Source organism: Catenulispora subtropica (assembly GCF_039531675.1).
Lineage (GTDB): Bacteria > Actinomycetota > Actinomycetes > Streptomycetales > Catenulisporaceae > Catenulispora > Catenulispora subtropica.
The window spans coordinates 44,420-67,204 of sequence record NZ_BAAAQM010000040.1 but is presented as its reverse complement, the minus strand read 5'-3'; the positions used below and the strand labels follow the sequence as shown (position 1 = coordinate 67,204).

General features: G+C 69.5%; 23 protein-coding genes. 15 read left to right on the top strand and 8 right to left on the bottom strand.

Translation table 11 applies throughout. The annotated features are described in order from the left end of the window. Positions 1-111: 111 nt before the first annotated feature. Positions 112-558, bottom strand: a complete 447-nt coding sequence (locus ABD466_RS29280; RefSeq protein WP_344660424.1) for a universal stress protein — start codon at positions 556-558, stop codon at positions 112-114. A 508-nt stretch (positions 559-1,066) separates the two neighbouring features. Here ABD466_RS29280 and ABD466_RS29275 point away from each other — a divergent pair. The 3 genes from ABD466_RS29275 (at position 1,067) to ABD466_RS29265 (ending at position 3,034) form a co-directional block, all read left to right on the top strand. Next, complete coding sequence (locus tag ABD466_RS29275; protein WP_425558775.1) at positions 1,067-1,363, top strand: dsRBD fold-containing protein; 297 nt, start codon at positions 1,067-1,069, stop codon at positions 1,361-1,363. A gap of 117 nt (positions 1,364-1,480) precedes the next feature. Next, the gene (locus tag ABD466_RS29270) at positions 1,481-1,822 is read left to right on the top strand and encodes a hypothetical protein (RefSeq protein WP_344660422.1); all 342 of its coding nucleotides are present in this window, start codon (positions 1,481-1,483) and stop codon (positions 1,820-1,822) included. Positions 1,823-2,311: 489 nt separating this feature from the next. Then, positions 2,312-3,034 (top strand): CBS domain-containing protein, encoded by a 723-nt coding sequence (locus ABD466_RS29265; RefSeq protein WP_344660421.1) that lies wholly within the window; start codon positions 2,312-2,314, stop codon positions 3,032-3,034. A 59-nt stretch (positions 3,035-3,093) separates the two neighbouring features. Here ABD466_RS29265 and ABD466_RS29260 read toward each other — a convergent pair whose 3' ends face one another. Beyond that, the gene (locus tag ABD466_RS29260; protein WP_344660420.1) at positions 3,094-4,563 is read right to left on the bottom strand and encodes an MFS transporter; all 1,470 of its coding nucleotides are present in this window, start codon (positions 4,561-4,563) and stop codon (positions 3,094-3,096) included. A gap of 145 nt (positions 4,564-4,708) precedes the next feature. Between ABD466_RS29260 and ABD466_RS29255 the strand changes: the two genes are divergently transcribed. The 4 genes from ABD466_RS29255 to ABD466_RS29240 all read left to right on the top strand — a co-directional run bounded on the left by ABD466_RS29255 (position 4,709) and on the right by ABD466_RS29240 (position 11,041). Continuing rightward, positions 4,709-5,275: a TetR/AcrR family transcriptional regulator gene (locus ABD466_RS29255; RefSeq protein ID WP_344660419.1), complete on the top strand. Its 567-nt coding sequence runs from the start codon at positions 4,709-4,711 to the stop codon at positions 5,273-5,275. 127 nt (positions 5,276-5,402) lie between these two features. Continuing rightward, on the top strand, positions 5,403-6,965 hold the full coding sequence (locus tag ABD466_RS29250) for an MBL fold metallo-hydrolase (protein ID WP_344660418.1): 1,563 nt from the start codon (positions 5,403-5,405) through the stop codon (positions 6,963-6,965). Between the two features lie 328 nt (positions 6,966-7,293). Beyond that, positions 7,294-8,613 (top strand): threonine/serine exporter family protein, encoded by a 1,320-nt coding sequence (locus ABD466_RS29245; protein ID WP_344660417.1) that lies wholly within the window; start codon positions 7,294-7,296, stop codon positions 8,611-8,613. A 157-nt stretch (positions 8,614-8,770) separates the two neighbouring features. After that, positions 8,771-11,041 (top strand): MMPL family transporter, encoded by a 2,271-nt coding sequence (locus tag ABD466_RS29240; RefSeq protein ID WP_344660416.1) that lies wholly within the window; start codon positions 8,771-8,773, stop codon positions 11,039-11,041. A gap of 50 nt (positions 11,042-11,091) precedes the next feature. Here ABD466_RS29240 and ABD466_RS29235 read toward each other — a convergent pair whose 3' ends face one another. From ABD466_RS29235 to ABD466_RS29210, 6 genes are all read right to left on the bottom strand, one after another. Further along, entirely contained in the window at positions 11,092-12,003 is a 912-nt protein-coding gene (locus ABD466_RS29235) for a hypothetical protein (protein ID WP_344660415.1), read from the bottom strand. A gap of 42 nt (positions 12,004-12,045) precedes the next feature. Next, complete coding sequence (locus ABD466_RS29230; protein ID WP_344660414.1) at positions 12,046-12,537, bottom strand: SigE family RNA polymerase sigma factor; 492 nt, start codon at positions 12,535-12,537, stop codon at positions 12,046-12,048. Between the two features lie 198 nt (positions 12,538-12,735). Then, positions 12,736-13,602 (bottom strand): hypothetical protein, encoded by an 867-nt coding sequence (locus ABD466_RS29225; protein WP_344660413.1) that lies wholly within the window; start codon positions 13,600-13,602, stop codon positions 12,736-12,738. 575 nt (positions 13,603-14,177) lie between these two features. Further along, entirely contained in the window at positions 14,178-15,614 is a 1,437-nt protein-coding gene (locus ABD466_RS29220) for a DUF1254 domain-containing protein (RefSeq protein ID WP_344660412.1), read from the bottom strand. Between the two features lie 8 nt (positions 15,615-15,622). Further along, positions 15,623-15,913: a hypothetical protein gene (locus tag ABD466_RS29215; protein ID WP_344660411.1), complete on the bottom strand. Its 291-nt coding sequence runs from the start codon at positions 15,911-15,913 to the stop codon at positions 15,623-15,625. A 176-nt stretch (positions 15,914-16,089) separates the two neighbouring features. After that, positions 16,090-16,557: a DUF1918 domain-containing protein gene (locus ABD466_RS29210; protein ID WP_344660410.1), complete on the bottom strand. Its 468-nt coding sequence runs from the start codon at positions 16,555-16,557 to the stop codon at positions 16,090-16,092. 240 nt (positions 16,558-16,797) lie between these two features. Between ABD466_RS29210 and ABD466_RS29205 the strand changes: the two genes are divergently transcribed. The 8 genes from ABD466_RS29205 (at position 16,798) to ABD466_RS29170 (ending at position 22,703) form a co-directional block, all read left to right on the top strand. Continuing rightward, positions 16,798-17,562, top strand: coding sequence for an SDR family NAD(P)-dependent oxidoreductase (locus tag ABD466_RS29205; RefSeq protein ID WP_344660409.1), 765 nt, complete (start codon positions 16,798-16,800; stop codon positions 17,560-17,562). A 234-nt stretch (positions 17,563-17,796) separates the two neighbouring features. Then, positions 17,797-18,000 carry a hypothetical protein gene (locus ABD466_RS29200; RefSeq protein ID WP_344660408.1) on the top strand — a complete coding sequence of 68 codons (204 nt, stop codon included), beginning with the start codon at positions 17,797-17,799 and terminating at the stop codon, positions 17,998-18,000. A 5-nt stretch (positions 18,001-18,005) separates the two neighbouring features. Next, positions 18,006-18,356, top strand: coding sequence for an ArsR/SmtB family transcription factor (locus tag ABD466_RS29195; RefSeq protein WP_344660452.1), 351 nt, complete (start codon positions 18,006-18,008; stop codon positions 18,354-18,356). 74 nt (positions 18,357-18,430) lie between these two features. Then, positions 18,431-20,077 carry a SulP family inorganic anion transporter gene (locus ABD466_RS29190; RefSeq protein WP_344660451.1) on the top strand — a complete coding sequence of 549 codons (1,647 nt, stop codon included), beginning with the start codon at positions 18,431-18,433 and terminating at the stop codon, positions 20,075-20,077. Positions 20,078-20,325: 248 nt separating this feature from the next. Beyond that, a complete protein-coding gene (locus ABD466_RS29185; RefSeq protein ID WP_344660450.1) occupies positions 20,326-20,709 on the top strand; it encodes an OsmC family protein in 384 nt (127 codons plus the stop codon). Positions 20,710-20,746: 37 nt separating this feature from the next. Then, positions 20,747-21,010 (top strand): metal-sensitive transcriptional regulator, encoded by a 264-nt coding sequence (locus ABD466_RS29180; RefSeq protein ID WP_344660407.1) that lies wholly within the window; start codon positions 20,747-20,749, stop codon positions 21,008-21,010. A 139-nt stretch (positions 21,011-21,149) separates the two neighbouring features. Next, positions 21,150-21,683 (top strand): RICIN domain-containing protein, encoded by a 534-nt coding sequence (locus ABD466_RS29175; RefSeq protein ID WP_344660406.1) that lies wholly within the window; start codon positions 21,150-21,152, stop codon positions 21,681-21,683. 72 nt (positions 21,684-21,755) lie between these two features. Continuing rightward, positions 21,756-22,703: a LysR family transcriptional regulator gene (locus ABD466_RS29170; protein WP_344660405.1), complete on the top strand. Its 948-nt coding sequence runs from the start codon at positions 21,756-21,758 to the stop codon at positions 22,701-22,703. Positions 22,704-22,785: the final 82 nt, after the last annotated feature.

Here is a 22,785-nt window from a genome sequence, read left to right as displayed (position 1 = left end):
CCGCCGCTGGCGCTTCAGCGCGCGTCCGGCAGGCCGCTGCCGCAATGGAGACGGCGCTGGTCCGGCCATGGCCGGTGGACGCAGGGCCGGCGACGGCACACGCCCGACTGATCACCGATGCTGGTGACCGACGATCACCACCGGGCACTTCGCGTGCTGCGCGCAGTGCAGGCTCACTGAGCCCAGCAGCATCCCGGCGAAGGCTCCGTGCCCTCGGCTGCCGACCACCAGCAGATCGGCGCCGCGGCTGGCATTGACCAGGACGTCTGCTGCGTGGCCCCGCTCGACTCGGGTGATCAGGGCCACGCCCGCTCCGCCGTCGAGAACCTGAGCCACCATCGCGTCCAGGCCCTTGCGCGATTCGGCGGCGAGGTCCATGCCGACGAAGCCCGGGGCCCAGGCCCAGCCGACCCCGCTGGGGTAATCCCAGACACAGACCACATGCAGTTCGGCCCCTGTGAGCCGGGCCTGTTCGGCGGCCCACCGCAGCGCTTCCGCGCTGCCCTCGGACCCGTCGACACCGACCACGATGAAGGGAGCATTGCTGGACTCGGTCACGGCCGGATCTCCTCTCACTGTGTCCCGCCATCGGCTGAGACCGGCTGAGACCGGCTGAGACCGGCTTTGACCGGGCGGGGCACGTACCGAGCATGACATGCGGCTCTTTCCTCGGCAGGGCGGTGCGCTCAGCGCGCTCTGAGGCGGTTCACCTGCCCCGAAAGCACCGAAACCCGGGAGAGCGGCCGTACCCGCCGTCGACACCGCGGGTTGCGCGCGGGTGGACAGAGGCGGCTGGTTCACCCGGTTGGCGTAACCGCGACAAGAGGGCCGAAGGACCCGTCCGGCCCGCGCCAGTAGCCTCTGTCCGATTTCCTGCGATTCGCGATGTGATCGAGGTGCCGGATCCTGCGAGACGTCCGGCACCTGTTGGCCAGAAGAGGCTGAGGAGAAGCGAGATGGAAGCGACAGCGAGTGACAGGAGCGTCATCACGCCCCCGCATCTGGAAAGGTCGATCCGCGGAGCCGACGCCACCGTGGAACACCCCGAGCGCAAGCAGGCCGCGTCATGAGGCACGTGATCGATTGGCCGATAACGCTGCGCCTGGTGGAGGAGGACGGCCGAACCGAAGCACAGCTGATTCTCGACACCGACATCGCGACGTTCTCGAGTTCCGGGGAGGCACAGCGTAACCCGGCAGATCCCGACGTCCCGGCGATCGGTGACGGGTTCGCTGCCGGTCGCGCGCTGATCGACCTCGGCAACCGCCTGATCCGGATGGCCGATGCCGAGGTCGACGAGGTCGACGAGGGACGGCGCCGGGGCTCGGGCCCACCGCCGGTCGGCGGTTGGCTCCGGGACTGACCGGCGCGCCTTGCGGACCTTTGCGGCCGCCGCGTTGCCGGCCGCGGCATCGCATGGTGGCCTGGTGCCAGGAGCTGTGATTGCCCTACCAGCTTGGAACGAGCGAGGGAGGCGGACATGAAGGCAGCACTGGTGGCGACGTGGACTCAGCCGATCCCCGGCCGGGAACAGAAGGCCCTCGAATACGGCGCCGAGGTCATGGCGCACTGGAGCCGGCTGGCCCAAGAAGGCAAGTGCACCGAACCCGAGATTTTCTTCGCCGAGACCGGCGTCGGCATGTGGATGGTGAAGGGCGATCGGACCACTTTGACGGCCGAGTCCGAGAACGAGGCGACCCGACTGCTGAGCATGAAGGGCGATCTGCTGCTGAAGGACTTCACCCTGGTGCTCTACCACACCGGCGACGGGGCGGACGCGTTCATGGCCTCGTACGCCCAGGCCCTGGATGCGATCAGCTGACGGGGGTCCGGCTCTCCGCCACCATGGCGGAGAGCCGGAACCGCGGGGCCACAACAGCAAGAAGACCCGCCTTACGCGGGTCGTGATTTCCGATCGCAGATAGGAACCTGCGAGGTGGGCTCCCTGCCGGCATTGTCCGGCAGGTGATGGAGGTCGCCGTCCGGCTTCACCAGCCTTCCAGCCTCTCAGCCCGACCAGTGGCGTCGCTCGCCTGAGTCACCTCTTTAAGAGCGGCGTTCTCGCCGGGCTCCCTCGCTCGCCCCGCAGGTCCATTTCCCACGCTAGTCCTGATCGTGGGCGCCACTAGGGCCGAAAGACCCTATTCCAGCATTTTCTATGACCTGATGGCGCAGTCGCATGGCGAAGCCGCAGCAGCTGTTCGAGGATGAGTCCCGGCGGGGGGCGTCGGCGAACACCGGACCCTGGTGGAGGCGGCCCGCATGATGCGGGATGGGGCTCAGGCGATTCTCGTGAAAGGCGGACGAGGCCATGGAGCACAGGAAGGTCTCCAGCGTCATGACGCCGGCCGAACGCGTGATCTCGGTGCCGGCCGACGCCGGGTACAAGGACATCACCGCCCTTCTGGCCGAGCACCGCATCAGCGCGGTCCCGGTCCTGGACACGCAAGGCCGGGTGATCGGGGTGGTGTCCGAGGACGACCTCATGGCCAAGGAGTCGCACCTGGAAGGTCCGGTGGAGGACTCGCGCGGCTTCGCCTTCGCCGGTCACGCCGAGCGGCGGGCACAGCGCAAGGCGGCCGCGACGACGGCGCACGAGCTGATGACCGCGCCGCCGGTGACGACCAGCATGGACCAAGATGTCGTGCAGGCCGCCCGGAAGATGGCGGAGCGGCACGTCAAACGACTGATCGTCACTGACTCCGACGGTGGACTGCGGGGTGTGGTCAGCCGTCGGGACATCCTGAAGGTGTTCGCCCGTTCGGACGAGGACATCCACCGCGAGATCGCCAACGACGTCATCCGCGACATGTTCTGGATCGACCCGGCCACCATCGGCATCACCGTCGAGGACGGCATCGTGCACTTGCGCGGCCACCTGGAGAACTGGGGCCAGGGCGAGCTGATGTGCGGCATGGTCCGCCGCACCGACGGTGTGGTGGCCGTCGTGAACCACATCGACTTCGACAGCGGCCCGCGTGAGACCCCGCGCAGGATCGGCCGGCTCGGCATATTCCAGCGCCCCACTGCCTGAGGCCTCCGCGTGCCATCGGCCCATCGGTCTGATCCTTCCGCTGGTCGGCCGGGTCCAGGTCAACGGCTGTCCGCGAACACCTCGTTCGACGTGGTGACCGCATCCGGACCGGTGGACCGATGCGGCACCGCCGGGTCGTCCAAGGGCTTGGACCTCGCCAGCCACAGGCCGGTGAGCACGGCGGTGGCCGATGTGACGGCGCCGGCGGCGACGAAGGCGCTGTCGAGGCCGGTCTCGAAGGAGGCGCCGCCGGTCTGCCGGGTGCGGACGACGGCTCCGAGTACCGCCACCCCGAGCACCGCGCCGATCTGCCGAGCGGTGCTGCTGATGCCGGAGGCGAGGCCGCCTTCGGCCGGGGTGACTGCTTGGATGGCTGCTCCCGTCAGGGGGGACATGGTCAGGGCGAAGCCGCTGCCGACCACTGCCAGCCGCCACCACACGTTCCCGTAGCCGGTGTCGGCGTGCACCATGCCGAGCGCCAGCAGTCCCAGGCCGGCCAGGACCAGGCCGGTGGTCACCACGATTCGGAAGCCGTACCGGACGGCGAGCCGGCCGGCGGCCGGGCTGACGACCACCATGGCCAGGGAGGTCGGCAGGGTCTGCAGGCCGGCGCGCAGGATCGAGCTGCCCTGGACGTTCACGAAGAACTGGGAGAAGAAGAACGACGAACCCATGAGCGCGAACCCCACCACGATCATGGCGGTGTTGGACACGGTGAACAGCCGCTGCCGGAACAGGCGCAGGGGCAGTATCGGGGTGGCACGACGCGCTTCGACGGCGACGAAGGCGGCGAGGAGGACCACCGCGGCGGTGAAGCTGCCCAGGATCACCGGCGACGTCCAGCCCCGGGCACCGCCCTCGATCAGCCCATAGGTCAGGGTCCCCACTCCCAGAACCGACAGCACCGTCCCCGGGACGTCGATCGAGGGGGCGTTCGGGTTACGGGACTCGTCGAGGTGGCGCAGCCCGACCAGCAGCAGGATCCCGCCGATGGGCAGATTGACCAGGAAGATGGCGGGCCAGCCGAAGGCGTCTATCAGGACGCCGCCGGCCACGGGGCCCGCGGCCAGACCGATTCCGCTGAACCCGGCCCACAGCCCGATCGCCTTGACGCGTTCTTGCGGGATCGGATAAGCGGCGGCGAGCAGGGCCAGCGAGGCGGGGCTCAGTGCCGATGCCCCGATGCCCTGGAGCACCCGGCCGGAGACCAGCCATCCGACCGAGGGCGCGAGGCTGCACAGCGCTGATGCGGCGGTGAACACCGCCACGCCGGTCAGGTACACCCGCTTGCGGCCGAACCGGTCGGCGAAGACGCCGCCGGACAGCAGCAGCATGGCGACCAGCAGCACGTACGCGTCGACGATCCACTGCAGACCGGTCAGCTGCGTGTGCAGCCGGTGCTGCATATCGGGCAGCGCCGCTCCGACGATCGTGTTGTCGAGCAGCACCATGAATTGGCCCAGGCAGGTCACCGCGAGCAGCACCGCCCGGTTCGGTCGACTGCCTACGGGCGCGGACGGTGCAGCCATGGGGATTCCTCTCGATCGGTGGTGGCGCTCCCGAAGGCCGACGCGGTCAAGTCCCGAGGCGCACTAACGCAGTCGCTGACTGCGTTAGAAGACTGTACGGAGGCCCGCCCGCAAACGCAAGCCTTTACTGCGTTAAGGTGGGGGCATGGACGAGCCTCAGCGAGCCCGGCGACCCGGCGGGCGCGGCGCCCGCGTCAAGGCGGCGGTGCACCAGGCCGTCACCGACTTGATCAACGAGCGCGGCTACGGCGAGTTCTCGGTCGGCGATGTCGCGGCCCGCGCGGGCGTGGCCGACAGCAGCGTCTACCGCCGGTGGGGCAGCCTGGAAGCACTGCTCACCGACGTGGCGCTCACCCGCCTCAACGCGCGGTCGCCGATGCCCGACACCGGCACTCTGGCCGGCGACCTGCACGCCTACGCGGCCAACGTGGCCCGCGAGATCACCGGGCCCGACGGTCTGGCGTTGCTGCGCCTGGCCGTCGCCCTGTCGGGCAGCGGCCACCAGGGCCAGCAGGCCGGCGACGACCTCCGCGCCGAACGCACCCGGCAACTGCAGTCCATGCTCGATCGCGCCCGCGAACGCGGCGAGAACGCGCCCGACGCGTTCGATCTGCTGGACCACGTGCTGGCCCCGATGTACGTCCGCGTCTTGTTCGGCATGGGCCCGCTCACCCCGGAGTACGTCGACGGGCTGGTCGACCGACTGCTGTGACCTGATGGACGTGACCCCGGAGCTTTCCGACACCCATGGATATTCCGGGTGAACGGGATGGCGCATGGCAGCATCGGGTTCGGGCCGAGGTCCGATTCGATGATCCTGTCACGACGCAAGGACGATCATGAGAAGCACGGCAGACAAAGGGGCCGGAGGGGTCTCCCGGCGAGACGTCCTGAAGGCTTCCGGAGTGTCTTTGGGCGGCCTGGCGCTCGGAGGTTCCACCGCGGACGCCGCGGCAGGGGAGACTCCCGCGCCGCAGCATTGCGACGAGAACGGCTGCCACTACCCGGTGAGCCCGGCGTCGACTCAGCGGTACAGCTACCCGGATCGGCTGAGGAAGTTCACGCCGGACATGCAGGCGGATCTCGGTGCCGATGAAATGAGGATCACCTTCATGGGGACCGCATTCCCGACGTCGCCAGGTCGCCGGGCGCAGCAGTTGATGAGCGTCTTCGTGGAGGTCGGCCCTTGGGTTCCGGACCCCGGCGGGGGTTTCGGAAGCGCGACGGATTCGTTCGTCTTCGACTGCGGAGCCGGAGTGATCCGGAACTATGGAGCGATGGGTGTCGCGCTCAGCAGAATGGACAAGATCTTCCTCACCCACCTGCACGGCGATCACATGAGCGATCTCACGCCCATCTACTGTTTCGGTCCCGCCTACGACCGCCACTGGCCGCTGTACGTATGGGGCCCGAGTCGTTCGGGCGTGGAGAACCCGAGCGGCAGTCCGAAGTACTACGCAGACGGCCTCAACGACTTCTGCGGGCACTTCCGCGAGGCCATGCGATGGCACACCGAGGCGTTCAGCTTCCTGCCGACGGGCTTTCCGGGGTACGACATCCCCACTCAGCAGGACTGGAACACGCCGGTTCCCCTTCAGCCGGTCGGCGGCGACGCCGCCGATGACGGGTACGGGCTCGTCCCCATCGAACTGGACTGGACGACCACCGGGCTCGACGCGGAAGGGAACCCCGACTACCGGAACATCGCTTATCGCAACAACGGCGTCACGATCACCCACTTCCCGGTCGTCCACGACCGGCGGGGTTCGATGGGCTACAAGCTCGAGTGGAACGGGCTGTCCATGATCTACTGCGGTGACACCAAGCCGGAGACGATCAGCATCAAGCAAGCCCACAACGGGGGCAAGGGCGTGAACGTGTTCATCCACGAGATGATCCTTCCGGCCGAACTCCTCGCGATGAAGAACCTGGGCCTCACATTCCCCGACTACTCCGTTCCCGGCTTCCAGGCCCTCGTCGCGGGGGCGGCCGCGGTCGAGATGAGCTCGCACACCCCGCAGGGGGCGTTCGGCTATCTGCTGAGCCAGATCGATCCCCGCCCCGACCTCACCGTCGTCGCGCACTTCCCCGTCGCCGATGACACCGTCAAGTGCGCTATGAACAGCGTGCGGAACCACTTTCCGCACAGCCGCTACCCCGAGTTCGGCAAAGACATCATCTGGTCCACGGACCTCATGGTGCTGAAGGTGAAGAAAAGCGGGAACGGCAAGCCTGCCAGGATCGAGCAACTGATCGGGCAGGTCTCGGACTACACCTACGCGGCGCCGCAGAACGTTCACTCACCACTGAGCACACCCAAATATCCGAGCCCGACGGCACAACTCGACACGACGAACCTGATCAGCCCCGGTCCTGACACATACTGCGCCAACGGGTACTGATGAGCTGAACGGACCTCCTGTTCGACGGACCCCGGCGCCAAATGGAGCGGTGCCGCGATGACCGCACGCTTGGCCATCGCGTCTGAGAACGCCTGTGCGACATCCCGCCTCGTCCCACCGAAGCGCTCCGCCGACGGCGCGTCACACCGTCCCGCTCAGGGTGGTCCATCCGAGGTCGTCCGCGGGTCCGCACGCCGGTGGCGCACCAGCTCGGCGCGCGCGTCCGGTACGCCGCTGCTGCAATGGAGACGGCGCTGGTCCGGCCACGGCTGGTGGAACACAGAGCCGGCGACATCTTCTCGGTACTCCGGCGAGGGGATCGACGACCATGGAAGACGCCGTGCGGGTGGACCGCCTCGCCGGGCTCGTCGGCGCGCTGGTCGGCTTGTTGCTGCGCTCCAGCGGCGAGGGGGCGGAGCGCATCGGCGAGGTCGTCGACGGCGTGGCGCACACATACGGCGGACGGGCGAGCGTGCTGATCGTCCCCGAGGCGGCCACCGTCACCATGACGGTCGGCACGCAGACCCGGACCTTCGTGGTCCAGGCGTTTCCCGAGGTCGCCCGCCTCGACCGGCTGGTGGCGCTGCGGTCGCTCGGCGAGGCGATCGTCAAGGGGGGCGTCGATCCGGACGCGGCCGAGCAACGGCTCCGGACGATCGCGGACTCGCCCGAACGGGTGCCGCCGTGGCTGCGGTTCGTCGGTCTGGTCATGTTCGCCGTGGGCTTCGCCCCCGCGATGCAGAGGACGTGGTACGAAGTCGGGACGAGCGCGGTGCTGGGCGCGGTCACCGCGCTCCTGGTCGTGGCCGCGAGCCGCACGCCCCGGCTCAACCTGATCCTGCCGCTCGTCGCGGCCACCGTCGTCGCCGTCCTCGTGCTGGCGGTGTTCGCCCGCGACACCTCGCACGGCGGACAGGTGCTGATCATGCTGCCGGCCTTGTTCTACTTCGTGCCGGGTGACTATCTCAGTGCTTCGTCCTACGAGATCGTCGCCGGACACATCACCAGCGGCGCGATACGCCTGATCTACGCCACGATCCTGTTGCTGGAACTCTACGTCGGCATCCTGTTGGGCAGCGCGATCACGGGCAGCTCCATGCACGGGATCCTCGACTTCGTGGCGGACAGCGACATGCCCCGATGGGCTCTGGTGTTCACCTGGGCGAGCTTCGCGGTAGGGACCATGCTGGCCTTCGGCATACCCATCCGCCTGCTGGGGTGGGTGCTGCTCCTGGTCTACCTGCCGGTCGCCGTCCAGACGCTGGTCACCGACATGATCGGCGAGGTCGGAGGCACCTTCGTGGCGGCCGCGGTTCTGTCAGCGGCGGCGGGATGGCTGTCGTACCCGGTGGGGCGGCCTGGTGATGATCCTCGGCGGGTTCTTCACCCTCACCGTCGGTTCCCTGGGCGTACGGGGCCTGACCACCCTGGCGGGGCACCACCTCATCGTCGGCTTCCAGGACCTGGGCAAAATGGTCACGAACGTCACCGCCATCGCCCTCGGCCTTCTCGCCGGTGCCGCCTGTTCCCCCTCGGCCACACGTCGTGCGCCTTGGTCCTGAGCGCACCGGGGGCCTCCGCTCGACCGCTTGGCGTACCCGGCTTACCTACCCATCGGTATGACGTGATCGTGGTGACTCTGGGATAACCGCGCCGACCAGACCGTCGGCGCGCGAAACCGGCCCTCACCAGGCCGCATCGCTCTCCGGCGGAAAGGACGAAGACCAGTGCGACGTGCCGCGGCAGAAGGGCCGGGACAGCCGGCCGGTTCCCGTCCCTCGCTGGCAGTGAGGTGGGGGACCTGGGTGGCGCATCACCGCTGGTGGGTCCTGTCCAGCTGGATCGTGATCGTGGTCGCGGCGGCCGTGTCCTATCCGCACCTGCTCTCCTCGCTCGGCGCCTCCGACTACAGCGTCACCGGCTCGGACTCGGCGAAAGTCGCCCACCTGATCCAGAAGGACTTCAGCGCCGCCGGCGCCGAACAGGACGTGATCGTCTTCGACTCCGCGACCTCGACCATCCACGATCCCGCCTATCAGGCGGCCGTCGACAAGGTCCTGGCCAGTGTGCACGGCCAGCCGGGGGTGGTGTCGGTGATCGGCCCGACCGACCCGGGCGCGCAGAACCAGATCTCGGCGGACGGACACTCGGCGCTCGCCAGCCTGGGCTTGTCCGGCGACGACAGGCAGCGCGGAGACCGGGCCCGGGATCTGCAGGACGTCGTCGCCGCGGCAGCCGGAAACGGCCCGGTGAACGCCTATCTGACGGGTTATTCGCCCTCGGCCAACGACGTGACCGACGTGGAGAACGCGGACGTCGAACGGGCCGAGTCCATCGGCATACCGATCGCGTTCGTGGTGCTGCTCCTGGCTCTCGGCGCGGTGGTGTCCGCGTTCATCCCGCTGCTCATGGCCCTCGTCAGCCTGCTGGCCACCTTCGGAGTCCTCTCCGCGCTGAGCACGGTGAAGACGCTCGACGCCTTCCTGCTCTCGATCGTCACCATGATCGGCGTGGGCATCTCGATCGACTACGCCCTGTTCGTCCTGAGCCGGTATCGGGAGGAACTCGCCCGCGGCCGGGACGAAGGGGTGCCCGACCCGGTCCCGTCCGCCGTCGGCACCGCGATGCGGACCAGCGGGAAGACCATCCTGTTCTCCGGCACGATCGTCGTGATCGCGCTGTTCTCGCTGTTCGTGGTGAAGGCCCCGATCTTCCAGGGCATCGCGGTGGGGGCCGTTCTCGTGGTCGTCTGCACCCTGCTCGTCGCGTGGACGATGCTGCCGGCCCTGCTCGCAGCACTCGGTGACCGGGTCAACCGCTGGGGCTTGCCGCGTCGCATGCGTCCTCCCGAAGGCGGCGGGCCCAAGACGAGCCGCGACAGCGGCTGGGCCCGATGGGCGCGAACCGTCCTGGCCCACCCGTGGCTGGCCATCCCGGGTGCCGCTCTGCTGATCCTGTTCGCCCTTCCCACCTTCGGGATCAAGCTGGGTATCGACCTGGGCCTGTCCGCGATCTCCGACACGCCTTCCGGCAAGGCGGAAACCGTCCTGGTCCGCTCCTTCAGCCCCGGAGTGCTGTCCCCGATCCAGATCCTGGCCACGCACCAGGGCTCCGGGCCGCTGAGCGCCGCCGACTTGAAGACCATCGAGGACTTCACGACGCAGCTGTCGAAGGATCCCCGGGTGGCCGACGTCTACTCGATCTCGGAGATCCTCGCGCAGACCGAGGGCGAGGTGTCTCCTCAGGCACTGGAACGTCTGCAGCAGGATCCGGCTGCCGCGCCGCTTCTGGCCCAGACGGTCAACACCGCCACCGGCTCGAACCAGACCATCATCACCGTCGTGTCGAAGGCGGCTGTCGACACCACGGAGGCCACCGACCTGGTTCATGATCTCCGCAAGGACCTGATCCCCTCGGCCACGGCCTCCGCCGGCCCCTCGATGCTGGTCGGCGGAGAGACCGCGCAGTTCGTCGACCTGTCCAACGAGACACTGGGCAAGCTGCCCGTCGTCATGACGCTGGTGCTGGCGCTGTCGTTCTGCTACCTGATGGTGATCTTCCGGAGCCTGCTGGTTCCGGCGAAGGCCGTGGTGATGAACCTCCTCGCCACGGCGGCCGCCTTCGGCCTGGTGACCTGGGTCTTCCAGGACGATCATCTCAGCGGGCTGTTCGGCTTCACCAGCGTCGGTTTCATCCAGACCTATCTGCCCATCATGGTCTTCGTCCTCTTGTTCGGCTTGTCGATGGACTACGAAGTGTTCTTGATGGGCCGCATCCAGGAAGAATGGCTGCTCACCCACGACAACGACGACGCGGTGGTGACCGGGGTGGCCCACACCGGCCGGGCGATCACCGCGGCGGCGGCGATCATGGCGTCGGTCTTCGGCTGCTTCCTCGTCGCGGACGTCCTCGAACTCAAGGAGTTCGGCTTCGCGCTCGCCGTGGCCGTGATCCTGGACGCCACGATCGTCCGGCTGCTGTTGGTGCCGGCGATCATGAAGGTCGCCGGAGGAAGGGCGAACTGGTGGCTGCCGAAGTTCCTGCGGCGGATCCTCCCGGAGATCCGGCTGGAATGACGGCCGGCAGGGATGCCCGGCCCACCCCCGTCAACGTCGGCGCAGCCCGCTCACGGCCTCGGCTCGAGCTGAATCGTGGCCGCCGCCTCGGCGACGAACGCCTTGTCCATCGTCGGACCCCAGCGTGGGTCGCGGGCGATGGCCAGCAACTGGTCACTGGTCAGGGGCAGGTCGGCGCGGTCGGGGCCGGCGCCGCCCAGTTCCGGGCCGTTGATCTCCAGGACCACGACCTTCGATCCGTCGGCGCGCGTCAGTTCGACGCCGCGCTCGCTCTTGGCCAGCTTCACCTCCGAGGTGCCGGCCACACCGGGGGTGTCCCACCGGAAGACATCACCGTCGGGATTCTTGGCCGCCTTGGGGTCGGGGTCGGCGGGCGGCAGCGTGTAGCGGACGGCGATGGTCGAATGGTTCCAGTACAGGTCGCCCATGAACGTGCTCGTCTGCGTCTGCCGGGGGTCCCCGTCGGGCGCGTAGCCGGTCAGGTGGGTGAAATCGCCCGCGCCGCCGACCTTGGTGACTTCCTGTTCCAGCACCAGAAGCATCGACTGCGCGGTGGTGCGGTCCTGCCCCGGAGGCACCGGTGGCAGCGTCCTGTGCTCGGACGTGTCCGATCGCTCGGTCGGGAGGCTGCCGGAGGTGATGGTCACCGGACCGGCGGTCGTGGTCGCGGACGTCGGCGGGGTGGCCGGGGCGGCCGTCGTGGCCGGCGGGCTCGCCGGCGCGCCCACCGGGCTCGTCGACGCCGCCGGCCGGGCGTCCTGTCCGACGTATCCGGCGGCGAGGGTCGCGCCGGCCATGACGGCGGCCACGCCGAAGGCGCCCGTGGTGAGCTGCAGGACCCGCCGGTGACGGCGCTGACGCTCGCCGCTCAGTGTCGCCGCCGCCACCAGAGCGCCGATCGGGGGACCGGCCTCGTCCTCGAGTTCGGCGTCGAGCCGGGTACGGAAGTCCTCTTCGCGCATGTGATCCTCCAGGGTGTGAATAAGGAAGTCGGGGAGCCGAGCTCACCGGTCGGCGAGGAACTCCGCGCCGAGCGAGCTGCGTAGCTCCTGAAGACCGCGGAAACACAGGCTCTTCACCGCGCCGGGGGAGGTCTGCATGATCCGGGCGACGTGCTCGACGCTGTGGTCCTCCCAGTAGCGCAGCACCAGGGCCGCACGCTGGTTGGGGGGAAGCGCCGCCAGCCCGTCGAGCAGAGTCAGTCGCAGGTCGGCCTGGTCACCGCGGTCGGCACGCTCGGGGACGTGGGCGATGGGCTGCTCGGTGGAGCTGAGCCGGCGCCGGCCGCTGAGGAACTCGCGCAGCAGCACCTGCCGTGCGTAGGCGTCGACGTTCTCCCGGCGGGAGATGCGGGGCCAGGCCACGTAGACCTTCGCCAACGCCGCCTGGGTCAGGTCTTGGGCCTGGTGCCAGTCGCGGCACATCAGATAGGCGATGTCCCGGAGCCGCTTGACCGAGGCGGTCGCGTACTCCGTGAACTCCTCCTTGGCATCCAACCCATGCCCCCCTCGTCTGCTGAAAGCTTGACGGCGCAGTCATTTGTACAGATGCAGTGACGGCGGGTTCGGATGCGTGGGAATTCGCGGAGGCCCGGGCGCGGGTGCGTGCGCGTGTCGCACGGGGGAGCGGGGCTGGAGACGTGAGTGGGTGCAGGCCCGGCGCTTGTGCACCGGACCTGCACCCAGGTGGTCGTACTACTGCACGCAACCGCCGGCGGAGTTGCTCCACAACGGTTGGACGGCGAAGGTGCCCTTGGATGTGGAGATGGTCGAGAGGTTGATCCAGGCGCACTTGTCGCCGATCTCCGCGCCGCTGCTGTCATACCAGGCGTTGAGCAGGGGGTCGGTGATGGTCTCGGCGAGTTCGTGGCCTTCGACGATGCTGACGCCGTCCAGCGCGCTGCGGACCGAGTTCGCGCCGCAGGAGGAGCCCGCGTCGGTCATGTAGGGCAGGTCGGTGTACGTGATGTTCGGGCTGGAACTGACCGCGCCGTGGTAGGCGCACCACTGCGTGCCGAAGCCGCGGGTGCTGTGCCCGGTCGGGGTGGCGACGACGATCTCGACGTTCGCGGAGGTGCCGGCGCCGAAGTGGCCGGCGGCCTTCGCGGCCTCGGACTGGATCGCCGAGTCGCTCGGGTGGCTGGGTACCGAGGCGGAGTCCGACCAGGTGCCGGCCAGCAGCCCGGACTGCGAGCCGCCGCCGTACTGGTTGACGGTGGACAGCCACTGCGTGCCGCCCACGGAGGACAGGAAGTTGTTCAGATAGGCCTGCTCGCCGCTCGGGTCCGACTGCCATCCCCAGTAGACCACGTACACCTTGGGCGCGTTCTCCACCGGCCCGCCGTGGTTGATCAGATTGCTCGACGCGGCCGGCGTGGCGCTCGCCGAGCGGGAGACGAGCAGGTGGGCGGCGGTGCCGCCGGACGGGGCCGCGGAGGTCGCCGAGGCCGTGGTCACACCGAGCGCGGCGGTCACGGCCAGCGCGCCGAAGCCGGCGGACAGGCGGAACAGGAATCTGCGAAGGGTGGGGGACGGGGACGCGGTGTTCGACCTGATCGACACGGTTCTGTTCTCCCTTCGGCCGCCGACGGCGGTCCGGCGCGGCGGTGGCCGGGGGACCGGTGGGCGGCATGGCGTGGATAGCAGAGCCCTGACAGCGCGGGGTGGCGCGAAGGGCCCTCCTGTCATGGAGATCCGAGCGTGCGCGAAGGTGGCGGTCGTACAGGGGTGGGGCGTGCCATTACCGGCATAGGTGATTGTCGGGACATCTCAGAGGTCTGTCAATCGGCCTCTGTGCGGGGGCCGTACTCATGCCAGTACTCGAGGATTGAGTCGGCGCGTCCGCCTCCGGACGTCGGTCCTGGCGGCGCTGGGCGTCGCCGCGGAGAAGTGTCGTACGGCGCCATCAGCCTCTGAAGGCATGGAAGAGCTTGACTACTGCCGTGGCCACGGCCCTGTCACCGAGCCTGGGCAGCGCGCCGCCCCCCTGCCCTGCAGTACGCGGAAAACGACCTGGGGCCGACGCCTACGGCGCCGACCCCAGGTCGTTTTCCGCACCAGCCCACCTGCTCGAAGGCATCCGACCCCGGCAGCAGCTTCGACTACGCGACCAGATGAGCACGCTCGTCAGGGTCGGGTCATCCGCGCGCCGGTTCGATGTCCGGGAGCCTCCAGGTCTTGTCGAACCACGGTTCCAGCGGTCCGTAGAGGCGGAAGATCGTGAACCAGCGTTTGCCGGGCACGGTCTGGATCCAGTTGCGCTGACCGGCCGGCGCTTCGGGTCCGAAGTCCACGTCGACGGAGCCGTCGTCGTTCACGACCAGTTCCCTGTCCTGGCTCGTCACGGACGGCCACTCCTGCCCCGTCTGGAGCATGGACCGGGTCTGCGTGTCGTAGACGAGGACGGACCAGAAGTTGTTGACCGGCACGTTCGGTGGAACATGCAGCCGATAGTCCACGCCGCCGTCGAACGGCTCGCCGCCGGCATCGACGAAGGCGAGCGCGTACTGCGAGCCGCGTCCGATCATCTTCGCCGCCATCCCCGGGTTGGTGGCGCCGCCCCAGAAATAGAGCTGAACAGCAGAGTCGAGAAGCCCGGTTCCGTCTGCCTGGAACCGGTAGCCACCGAGGAAGCCGTAGCGCCAGGCGCTGCCCGGGTAGTAGTAGGCCTCCCGCTGGCGGAACCTGTAGGTGAGCGCGCGGGCCGTCCCGTCCCCGACCGTCGCCGCCTCGGTGAGGATCGCCTGCATCCGGGCGTCCGGGGTGAACGGCTTTCCGTGCTGGATGCCGATCGAAGCGAACATGCCGAGAGTGAGTGGATCGGCTGATTCAGGCGGTTCGGACTGGACGACTTCGTTGAGCAGTTCCCAGAACCGATAGTCGGCTGGGGGGACCGCGACGGCCGTCTCGGGGGAGGCGTTGACGAATCGCATCGGCGGTGGATCGGCGGCCTGCGAGAGCGGGTGGCACCGGGCCCGTGCCTTGATCTTTTCGACCTCGGGGTGAGGATCACCGTCCTCGTCGAGGAACCCTCGGTACACGAGCCAGTTGCCGTAGGTGGGCGTCCGGACCACGATGTGATCGGCGGGGACCTCGCCGTCGTAGCCGGATGGCACGAGCAGGTATTTCCCGCCCCGGCCCTGGTCCGGACCGGTCTGACCGAGGTCGATGACATAACGGCACCAGTGGTCCCCGATACCGCCGTAGACCCCGGGTGGGACCTCCAGGACGAGCGGACCGTCGTGGAGGTCCAGCCACGAATAGCAGTACGAGGTGCTCGTGTTGTAGGCGAGACCGATGAACCACGGGTGGACCAGATCCTCCCAGATCGCCATCGTCGTGTTGGCCGGTCCCCAATGCAGGAGCGCCGCGCGCATCGCCGCCATGTCCACGGGCGGGAGGCCCAGCAGGTATGCCTGTACGGCGCGCTGGAAGTCCAGGTTGTCGAAGAGCGTCCAGGTGGTCGCGTCGTCGGGGAATCCGTCGACGAACCGCAACGTACCCAACCGCGTGTGGACTTCGTCGGGAATCCCGATGCCGGAGGGCGCAGGCGGAGGTGTCGTGTGGGCCGTCATCGCAGTTTCTATCGCTTGTGGGGACCGCCGACCCGCAACGGAACCGTCACCACGCTCCACCCGTCCGCGCTTTCGCGGACGCCGACGGCCACGGCCGTCTCCGACGGATGCGCCTCCGCCATCGCGGCGGCCAGATCCCGGGCCAGAGCCGCGCAGACGTCTCGATCGCCGATGTCCGCCACGAGGAACCGATCGCCTCCGACGAGGGCTGCCTGCAGCCCTTCCACCACGCTGAGATGGCGCACCTCGTCGGCGCGCAGCAGGTCACCTTCCGCGGACTGGACCCAAGCATGCGACATGGCCGGCCTCCCTGGTCGTACCGTCGGTAGCGGAGCGGCATCGCGCCCGTATCTCCGGGTTCGTCCGTTTCATCTTCGCGTGTCCAGACCTGCTGCCGCGAACGCGGACGCCGGATCGCGGCTCGCTGTTCCTCCGTCCAGGGATCCCGCCGATGGAGCGATCGCCTGGGCGTATGTCATCCGGTCAGGTGGATCGGCTGGCCTTCGATGGCGCTGATGTCCGCGGCCGTCGTCTCGACGAGGCGCTTGCTGAGCTCGACGAGGGCGCGGGCGGCGGCGAGTTCGTCACCGATCTCGGGGACGTCCTGGTCGGCGGGGTTGCGCTGGGCCTCGCCCCGGCCGTGCAGGACATGACTGCCGGTGTTCAGGCTGGCCTCGGCGACGGTGTGCCCGTCCTCCTCGGTGAGCACGACGTTCGCGTGCCAGGCCTTGCCGCGGTGGTGGATGACCTTCTCCGGTGTGTGGCCGGAGATCTGCGCGTCGGGTCCGGGGAACAGCAGGGCGGTGTGGCCGTCCTCTGACCAGCGGACCACGTAGGGCGGGGCGCCGTCCGGGCCGTGGACCTCGATGATCTCGCCGTCGCGCTGGGGCTCGTCCAGGTGGCGGGACTGGACGATGATGCGGTCGCCGACCATCGCTTTCATGGTCATCACCTTCGCTTCACGGTCGTGGGCCGATGTGCCGATGGAGCCATTTCACCGCAGGTCGGACCTCATCGCCTGGGGAGCGGCGGCTGAGCGGGCCGATTGAGGCCGCCGTCACCGCTCCCGCGGGGTGGCCCGGCCCAGGCCGGGCCGGACGCGGGCCCGGCCCGGCCACCCACACGGCCGTGGGGTCGGCCGCCTCGTCGGACTCGCAGGACCGCTCGTGGGAAGACTTGGACCATGACCCAACTCGCAGGGACCGTCGCCCTGGTCACGGGGGCGTCCAGCGGCATAGGCCGCGCCACCGCCACCGAGCTGGTCCGCAGGGGTGCGTCCTTGGCGCTGGTCGGCCGGCGTGAGGAACGGCTCACGGCTCTGGCGGCACAGATCTTGGACATCGGCGGGAAGGCCCTGGTCCTGCCCGCCGATGTCAGCGACGCCCGGGCCGCCGCGGAAGCCGTCGAGCGGACCGTCGAGCAGTTGGGGCGCCTGGACATCCTGGTCAACAACGCCGGTCTGATGCTGCTCGGACCGGTTCCCGGCGCCGACCTGGACGACTGGCGCCGGATGGTCGACACCAACCTGCTGGGCCTGATGTTCTGCACCCACGCGGCGATCCCGCACCTGGCCAAGGCAGCCTCCGACCAGCCCCGTCGAGTCGCCGACATCGTGAACATCGGCGCGCTCGCCGGCCGCACCGCCTTCGGGATGTCCGCTGTGTACTGCGCCACCAAGTTCGGCGTCGGCGCCTTCAGCGAGGCGCTGCGCCAGGAGCTGGCCGGCCGGCACGTCCGCGTGTCCGTCGTCGAGCCCGGCAGCGTCGACACCGAACTGCGCGGCCACAACCCGGCGGTCATCCAGCAGCAGCTCGCCGCGCGGCTCGGCGACATCGACCGGCTCGAGAGCCACGATGTCGCCGACACGGTCGGCTACATCGTGACCCGTCCCCGGCATGTGGCCGTCGCGGAGCTGCTCATCCGGCCCACCGAGCAGGCCCGATCCTAGAGGTCGGGTCCATCTCAGCCACAGGGGTGAGGCGTTCACCCGGACTGTCTTGCGGCGGCGTCATATGGCGAATTGAAGATTTCTTCAAGTAACGGCATGATGGTCGGTGCGGATACCGGGTTCGCCTCCCGACGGCTGGTGATGAGGGTGCCCGGCTCCGGTGTTCGCGGTCGGCCGCGCCTGTCGGGGGCTGGGCCGGCGCCAGCGCAGTGGCAACTGAGATGAGGGTTGGTCGTGGCAGTGGCGCAGGAGTTCGCCGAGGAGCTGATCGCTCGGGTCGGGCATGCCCGGGTGCGTCTGGCCCGGGCCGCCGACACCGCCGATCTGCCGGGTATAGCCGCGGCGCTGGATGAGCTGGAGTCCGCGTACGACGCGGCTCGCCAATCCGGTGTCGTGATCCCGCGGGCCGGCTCGCAGAGGGAAGAGGCGAATTCGTGAAGCCGGTGACGGTGCCCTTGTACCAGGCCAAGGCGGAGTTCTTCCGCATGCTCGGGCACCCGGTGCGCATTCGGGTGCTGGAGCTGCTGTCCGACGGGCCGATGCCGGTGCGGGAGCTGCTGGCCCAGATCGAGGTCGAGCGGTCCAACCTGTCCCAGCAGCTGGCGGTGCTGCGTCGCTCCGGGATCGTCGTCTCGGTGCGGGAAGCCGATACGGTCGTGTACTCCCTGGCCGGGCCGGACGTCGCCGAGCTGCTGCGGGCCGCCCGCCGGATCCTCACCGAGCTGATCACCGGCCAGCAGGATCTGTTGGCGGACCTGCGTGAGGCCGACTTGACGACGAGCGGCACGAAGTGAGCACCGCGTCCCTGGCCCACGTCGCCGTGGGCAGGGTCAAGGCCGTCCTGCCCAGTGCCGAGACGCTCGGCACGATGCGCCGCTCCCCGCGACGCGACCTCGTCTCCGGCCTCACCGTCGCGGTCGTCGCCCTGCCGCTGGCGCTCGGCTTCGGCATCACCTCCGGGGCCGGGGCCCAGGCCGGGCTGGTCACCGCCGTGATCGCCGGCGCTCTGGCCGCGGTCTTCGGCGGCTCCAACCTCCAGGTCACCGGGCCCACCGGGGCGATGACGGTGGTGCTGGTCCCCATCGTGCACAGCTACGGCATCGACGGGGTCATGACCGTCGGGCTGATGGCCGGCGTCGTCCTCGTCGCTCTGTCCCTGCTACGGGCCGGCCGTGCCATGTCCTACGTCCCGGTGCCGGTGATCGAGGGTTTCACCTTGGGCATCGCCGGGGTCATCGGCCTGCAGCAGATCCCCGGCGCGCTGGGGGTGAAGGCGGCCTCCGGGGGCAACCCGGCGGTGGTCGCCGCGAAAGCCGTCGGGGACTTCGCCGGGCACCCACACGTCACGTCGATCGCGGTCGCCGTCGGCGTCGCCGGTGTCATGCTGCTCGGATCCCGGCTGCGCCCGACCATCCCGTTCTCGCTGCTCGCCGTGGTCGCCGCGACCGCGGCGGTGTGGGGGCTCGGTCTGTCGACGGCGACCATCGGGCACCTGCCCTCGGGCCTCTCGGCTCCCTCGACAGGGTTCTTCGAGGTCTCCCACGTGGGCGCGCTGCTGCCGTCCGCGCTGGCGGTGGCGGCCCTGGCCGCGTTGGAGTCGCTGATGTCGGCCTCGGCCGCCGACGCGATGAGCGTCTCCGAGCGCCACGACTCCGACCGGGAGCTGTTCGGCCAGGGCCTGGCCAACATCGCCGCTCCGCTGTTCGGCGGTGTCGCCGCAACCGGCGCGATCGCCCGCACCGCCGTCAACGTCCGCACCGGTGCCGCCTCCCGGCTGGCCGCGCTCGTGCACGCCGCGATCCTGGCGCTGATCGTGTTCGCCGCCGCGCCGCTGGTGGCCCACATCCCGCGCGCCGCCCTGGCCGGCGTGCTGATCGCCACCGCGGTCCGCATGGTCGAGGTCGGATCCATCAGGGCCCTGGCCGAGTCCGGCCGCGGCGAGACCCTGACGCTCGTGCTGACCGCGACCGTCACCCTGGTCTCCACCCTGGTCAACGCCGTGATCGTGGGCATGGTGGTCGCGGCGGCCGTCGCCGTGGCGAAGGTGTCGACCGCGGCCCGGCTGGAACAGGTGCCGCTGCACGCCGACCTGCCTCCGGCCGACCACCACGCCGAAGAACAGGCACTGCTCGGCGAGCACATCGTCGCCTACCGCCTGGACGGCCCGCTGCTGTTCGCCGCCGCGCACCGGTTCCTGCTCGAGCTCACCGAGGCCGCCGAGGTGAAGGTGGTGATCCTGCGCATGTCGCGGATCAGCGTCATCGACTCCTCCGGGGCCCGCGTCCTGGCCGATGCCGTCGACAGACTCACCAAGCGTGGCGTACTGGTGCTCGTATCAGGCGTACGGCCCGAGCACCGCCGTCCGCTGGACGCCCTCGGCACGCTCGACGAGCTGCGTGAGGCCGGACACGTGTTCACCACCACGCCGGAGGCCATCGCGTTCGCCCATGCCCACCTGGCCGGAGCCGGGATCATCCCGGCACCACGGGCCGGTGAGCGGGCGCCGGCGCGCTGATGGACCAAGACGTCGCGGAGATCCGTCTCGCGCCTTCGCTCCGCGTCGAAGCGTCGTACCTGCTCGGCGGCATCGGCCCGCGACCGGCGAGTACCGGCGTGTGAGGAAGGAAGAAGCGCGACCTGCCGAGTGTTCTCATGGATACCCCTACCGGTACCGGTTTCCTGGAGGACGCCATGACCACCTCGGCCACCCCGAACACCCGAGTCCACGCCGACGGCGGCGATCCGGCCGGTCCGCCGCAGGCGATGACGGTGGACTACCTGGACGGCGAGCGTTACGCGATCGGCGTGCGCGGCCACACGGTCCTGGTGGACCAGCCGACCGAGGCCGGCGGGAGCGACACCGCGCCTACTCCGACGGAGCTCTTCGTCGCGTCTCTGGCGTCCTGTGTCGCCTTCTACGCCGGGCGGTATCTGGACCGGCACCACCTCGACCGCACCGGCCTGGGGGTGGCCGCCGAGTTCACCATGGCGACCGCGCGTCCGGCCCGCGTCAGCTCGGTACGGCTGACCGTCACCGCGCCGAGCCTTCCGGCCGAACGCCGGGCCGCGCTGGAGGCCGTCGTGTCCAAGTGCACGGTTCACAACAGCCTGCACCAGCCGCCTTCGGTGGACATCGACATCGTCTGAGCCGCCCGGCCATCTGGAATCGACTGAAGAGGAAGCCATGCAGGTACAGGAAGACGCCGTCAGCGACGTGGTCAAGCGGCTGCGCCGCGCCGAGGGTCAGATCCGCGGGGTGATCGCCATGCTGGAGGCCGGCCGGGACTGCGCCGATGTGGTCACTCAGCTCGCCGCCGTGTCCCGGGCCCTGGACAAGGCCGGGTTCAAGGTCATCGCCAGCGGTCTGGAGCAGTGCCTGTCCGGCGAAGGCGAGGAACGGGCGGCGGATCTGGCCAAGATGGAGAAGCTGTTCCTGTCCCTGGCCTGACCCAGCCCTTGGCGGGAGCTGACGGGCTGGCGCGGCCCGTGATCATAAGCGCGAACTTATCGGTACGACAGTGCCGACTGCCGGCTCATGTTATTGCAGTCACCACAGGGGGGACCGCAATAACCTTCGGGAGCCAGACATGAGCCAGACCAAGACCCGCCGCGCCCGCACCCGTCGCGTCATCGGCGCCGCGGCGGCCTTGGCCGCGACCGCGGGCCTGGTGGCCACCAGCGCTGGAAGTGCGTCGGCTGACACCAACTTCACGATCCACATCACGCCCAACTCCAGCTTCGGGCTTCTGCTGGACGTCAACGGCGCCAGCCAGAGCCCCGGCGCCGGCGTGATCCAGTGGTACGCCAACGGCGGCGCGAACCAGGTGTGGAGCTTCTACTCGTTCGGAGGCAACACCTACGAGATCGTCAACGGCAACAGCGGCCAGTGCCTGACCACCGACGGGGTCGCGGGCGACCCGGTCGTGCAGCTGCCCTGCAACGGCGGACTGGGGCAGCGCTGGACCACCGGGCTGAACCCGTCCTCGGTCTCGGCCTGGACCATCGCCAACCCGTGGAGCGGCCTCTACCTGGACGTCAACGGCGCCAGCCCGTGGGCGGGAGCGAGCATCGACGTCTGGTACTACAACGGCGGCTCCAACCAGTACTTCGCCGCCCTGTAAACGGATCTTACGACTCACAGAACACTGTGACGCGCCCTGGTCGCAGGGCGCGTCCCCTACTACGGTGACAATGTGATCGCAGGCATCGACACCACCCGCCTGAAGGTTTTCCGCGAGGTGGCCGGCAAGCGTTCGTTCACCCAGGCGGCGACGTTGCTGAACATCAGCCAGCCCGCCGTGTCGCAGCACGTGGCCAGGCTGGAGAAGGAGCTGGGCTTCCCGCTTCTGGAACGGACCTCCCGGCAGGTGCGCCTCACCGCCGCCGGCGAGGTGTTCCTCCGCCACGTGGACACCCTGCTGACCGGACTGGACGACGCCCGCCGAGAGCTGACCGCCCTCGCGACCTCGGCCTCCGGCCAAGTGCGCATGGTGGTCTTCCCCAGCGCCGCCGCGACCTTCGCCCCGTCCGCCATCGGCGAGTTCCGGACCACGTACCCGGGTGTCAGCGTCGCGATGTCCGAAGCCGACCCTCCGGTCGGGGTGCCACGCCTGCTCGCCGGCGACGTGGACCTCGCGGTCGTCTACGACTATCCCCTGCTCGGGCTGCCCCGCGACTCCCGCCTCGGCTGGGAATCTCTGGGCCTGGACGCCATGGCGGCCGCCGTCCGCGCGGACAGCCCGCTCGCGACGGCGACCGGCTCTCTCCCGCTGGCCCGGCTGGCGGCGGAGGACTGGATCGTTCCCGGCCCCTCCATGTGCCGGGACGCACTGCAGGAGGCCTGCCGCCGAGCCCGTTTCCGGCCGCGTGTGGTGTCCGAGACCAACGACTACCAGGCGATGCTCGGCCTGGTCGCCGCGGGCGTCGGCGTCGCCGTCGTCCCGGGCATGATCGGCATGATGCCCCGGCCGCGATCGGTCGTGCTGCTGCCCCTGACCGGCACCCGCCTGGCGCGGGAAGTGGCCGTGGTCCATCGCCGCCCGGCGGCCGTACCGCCGGCCATGGCGGGGCTGCGGTCGATGCTGGGCCGGGCGCTGACCGCGGGTTCGGCCGGAGGCTCCGCCCGGGAGGCGGCCGCCTGACCCGGGAGTCACGGCACGCGGCCGAAGCGGTCAGGCCCGCGATCGTCGAACAGCCGGCCCAGGCTTGGCTGCTCCCGGTCCT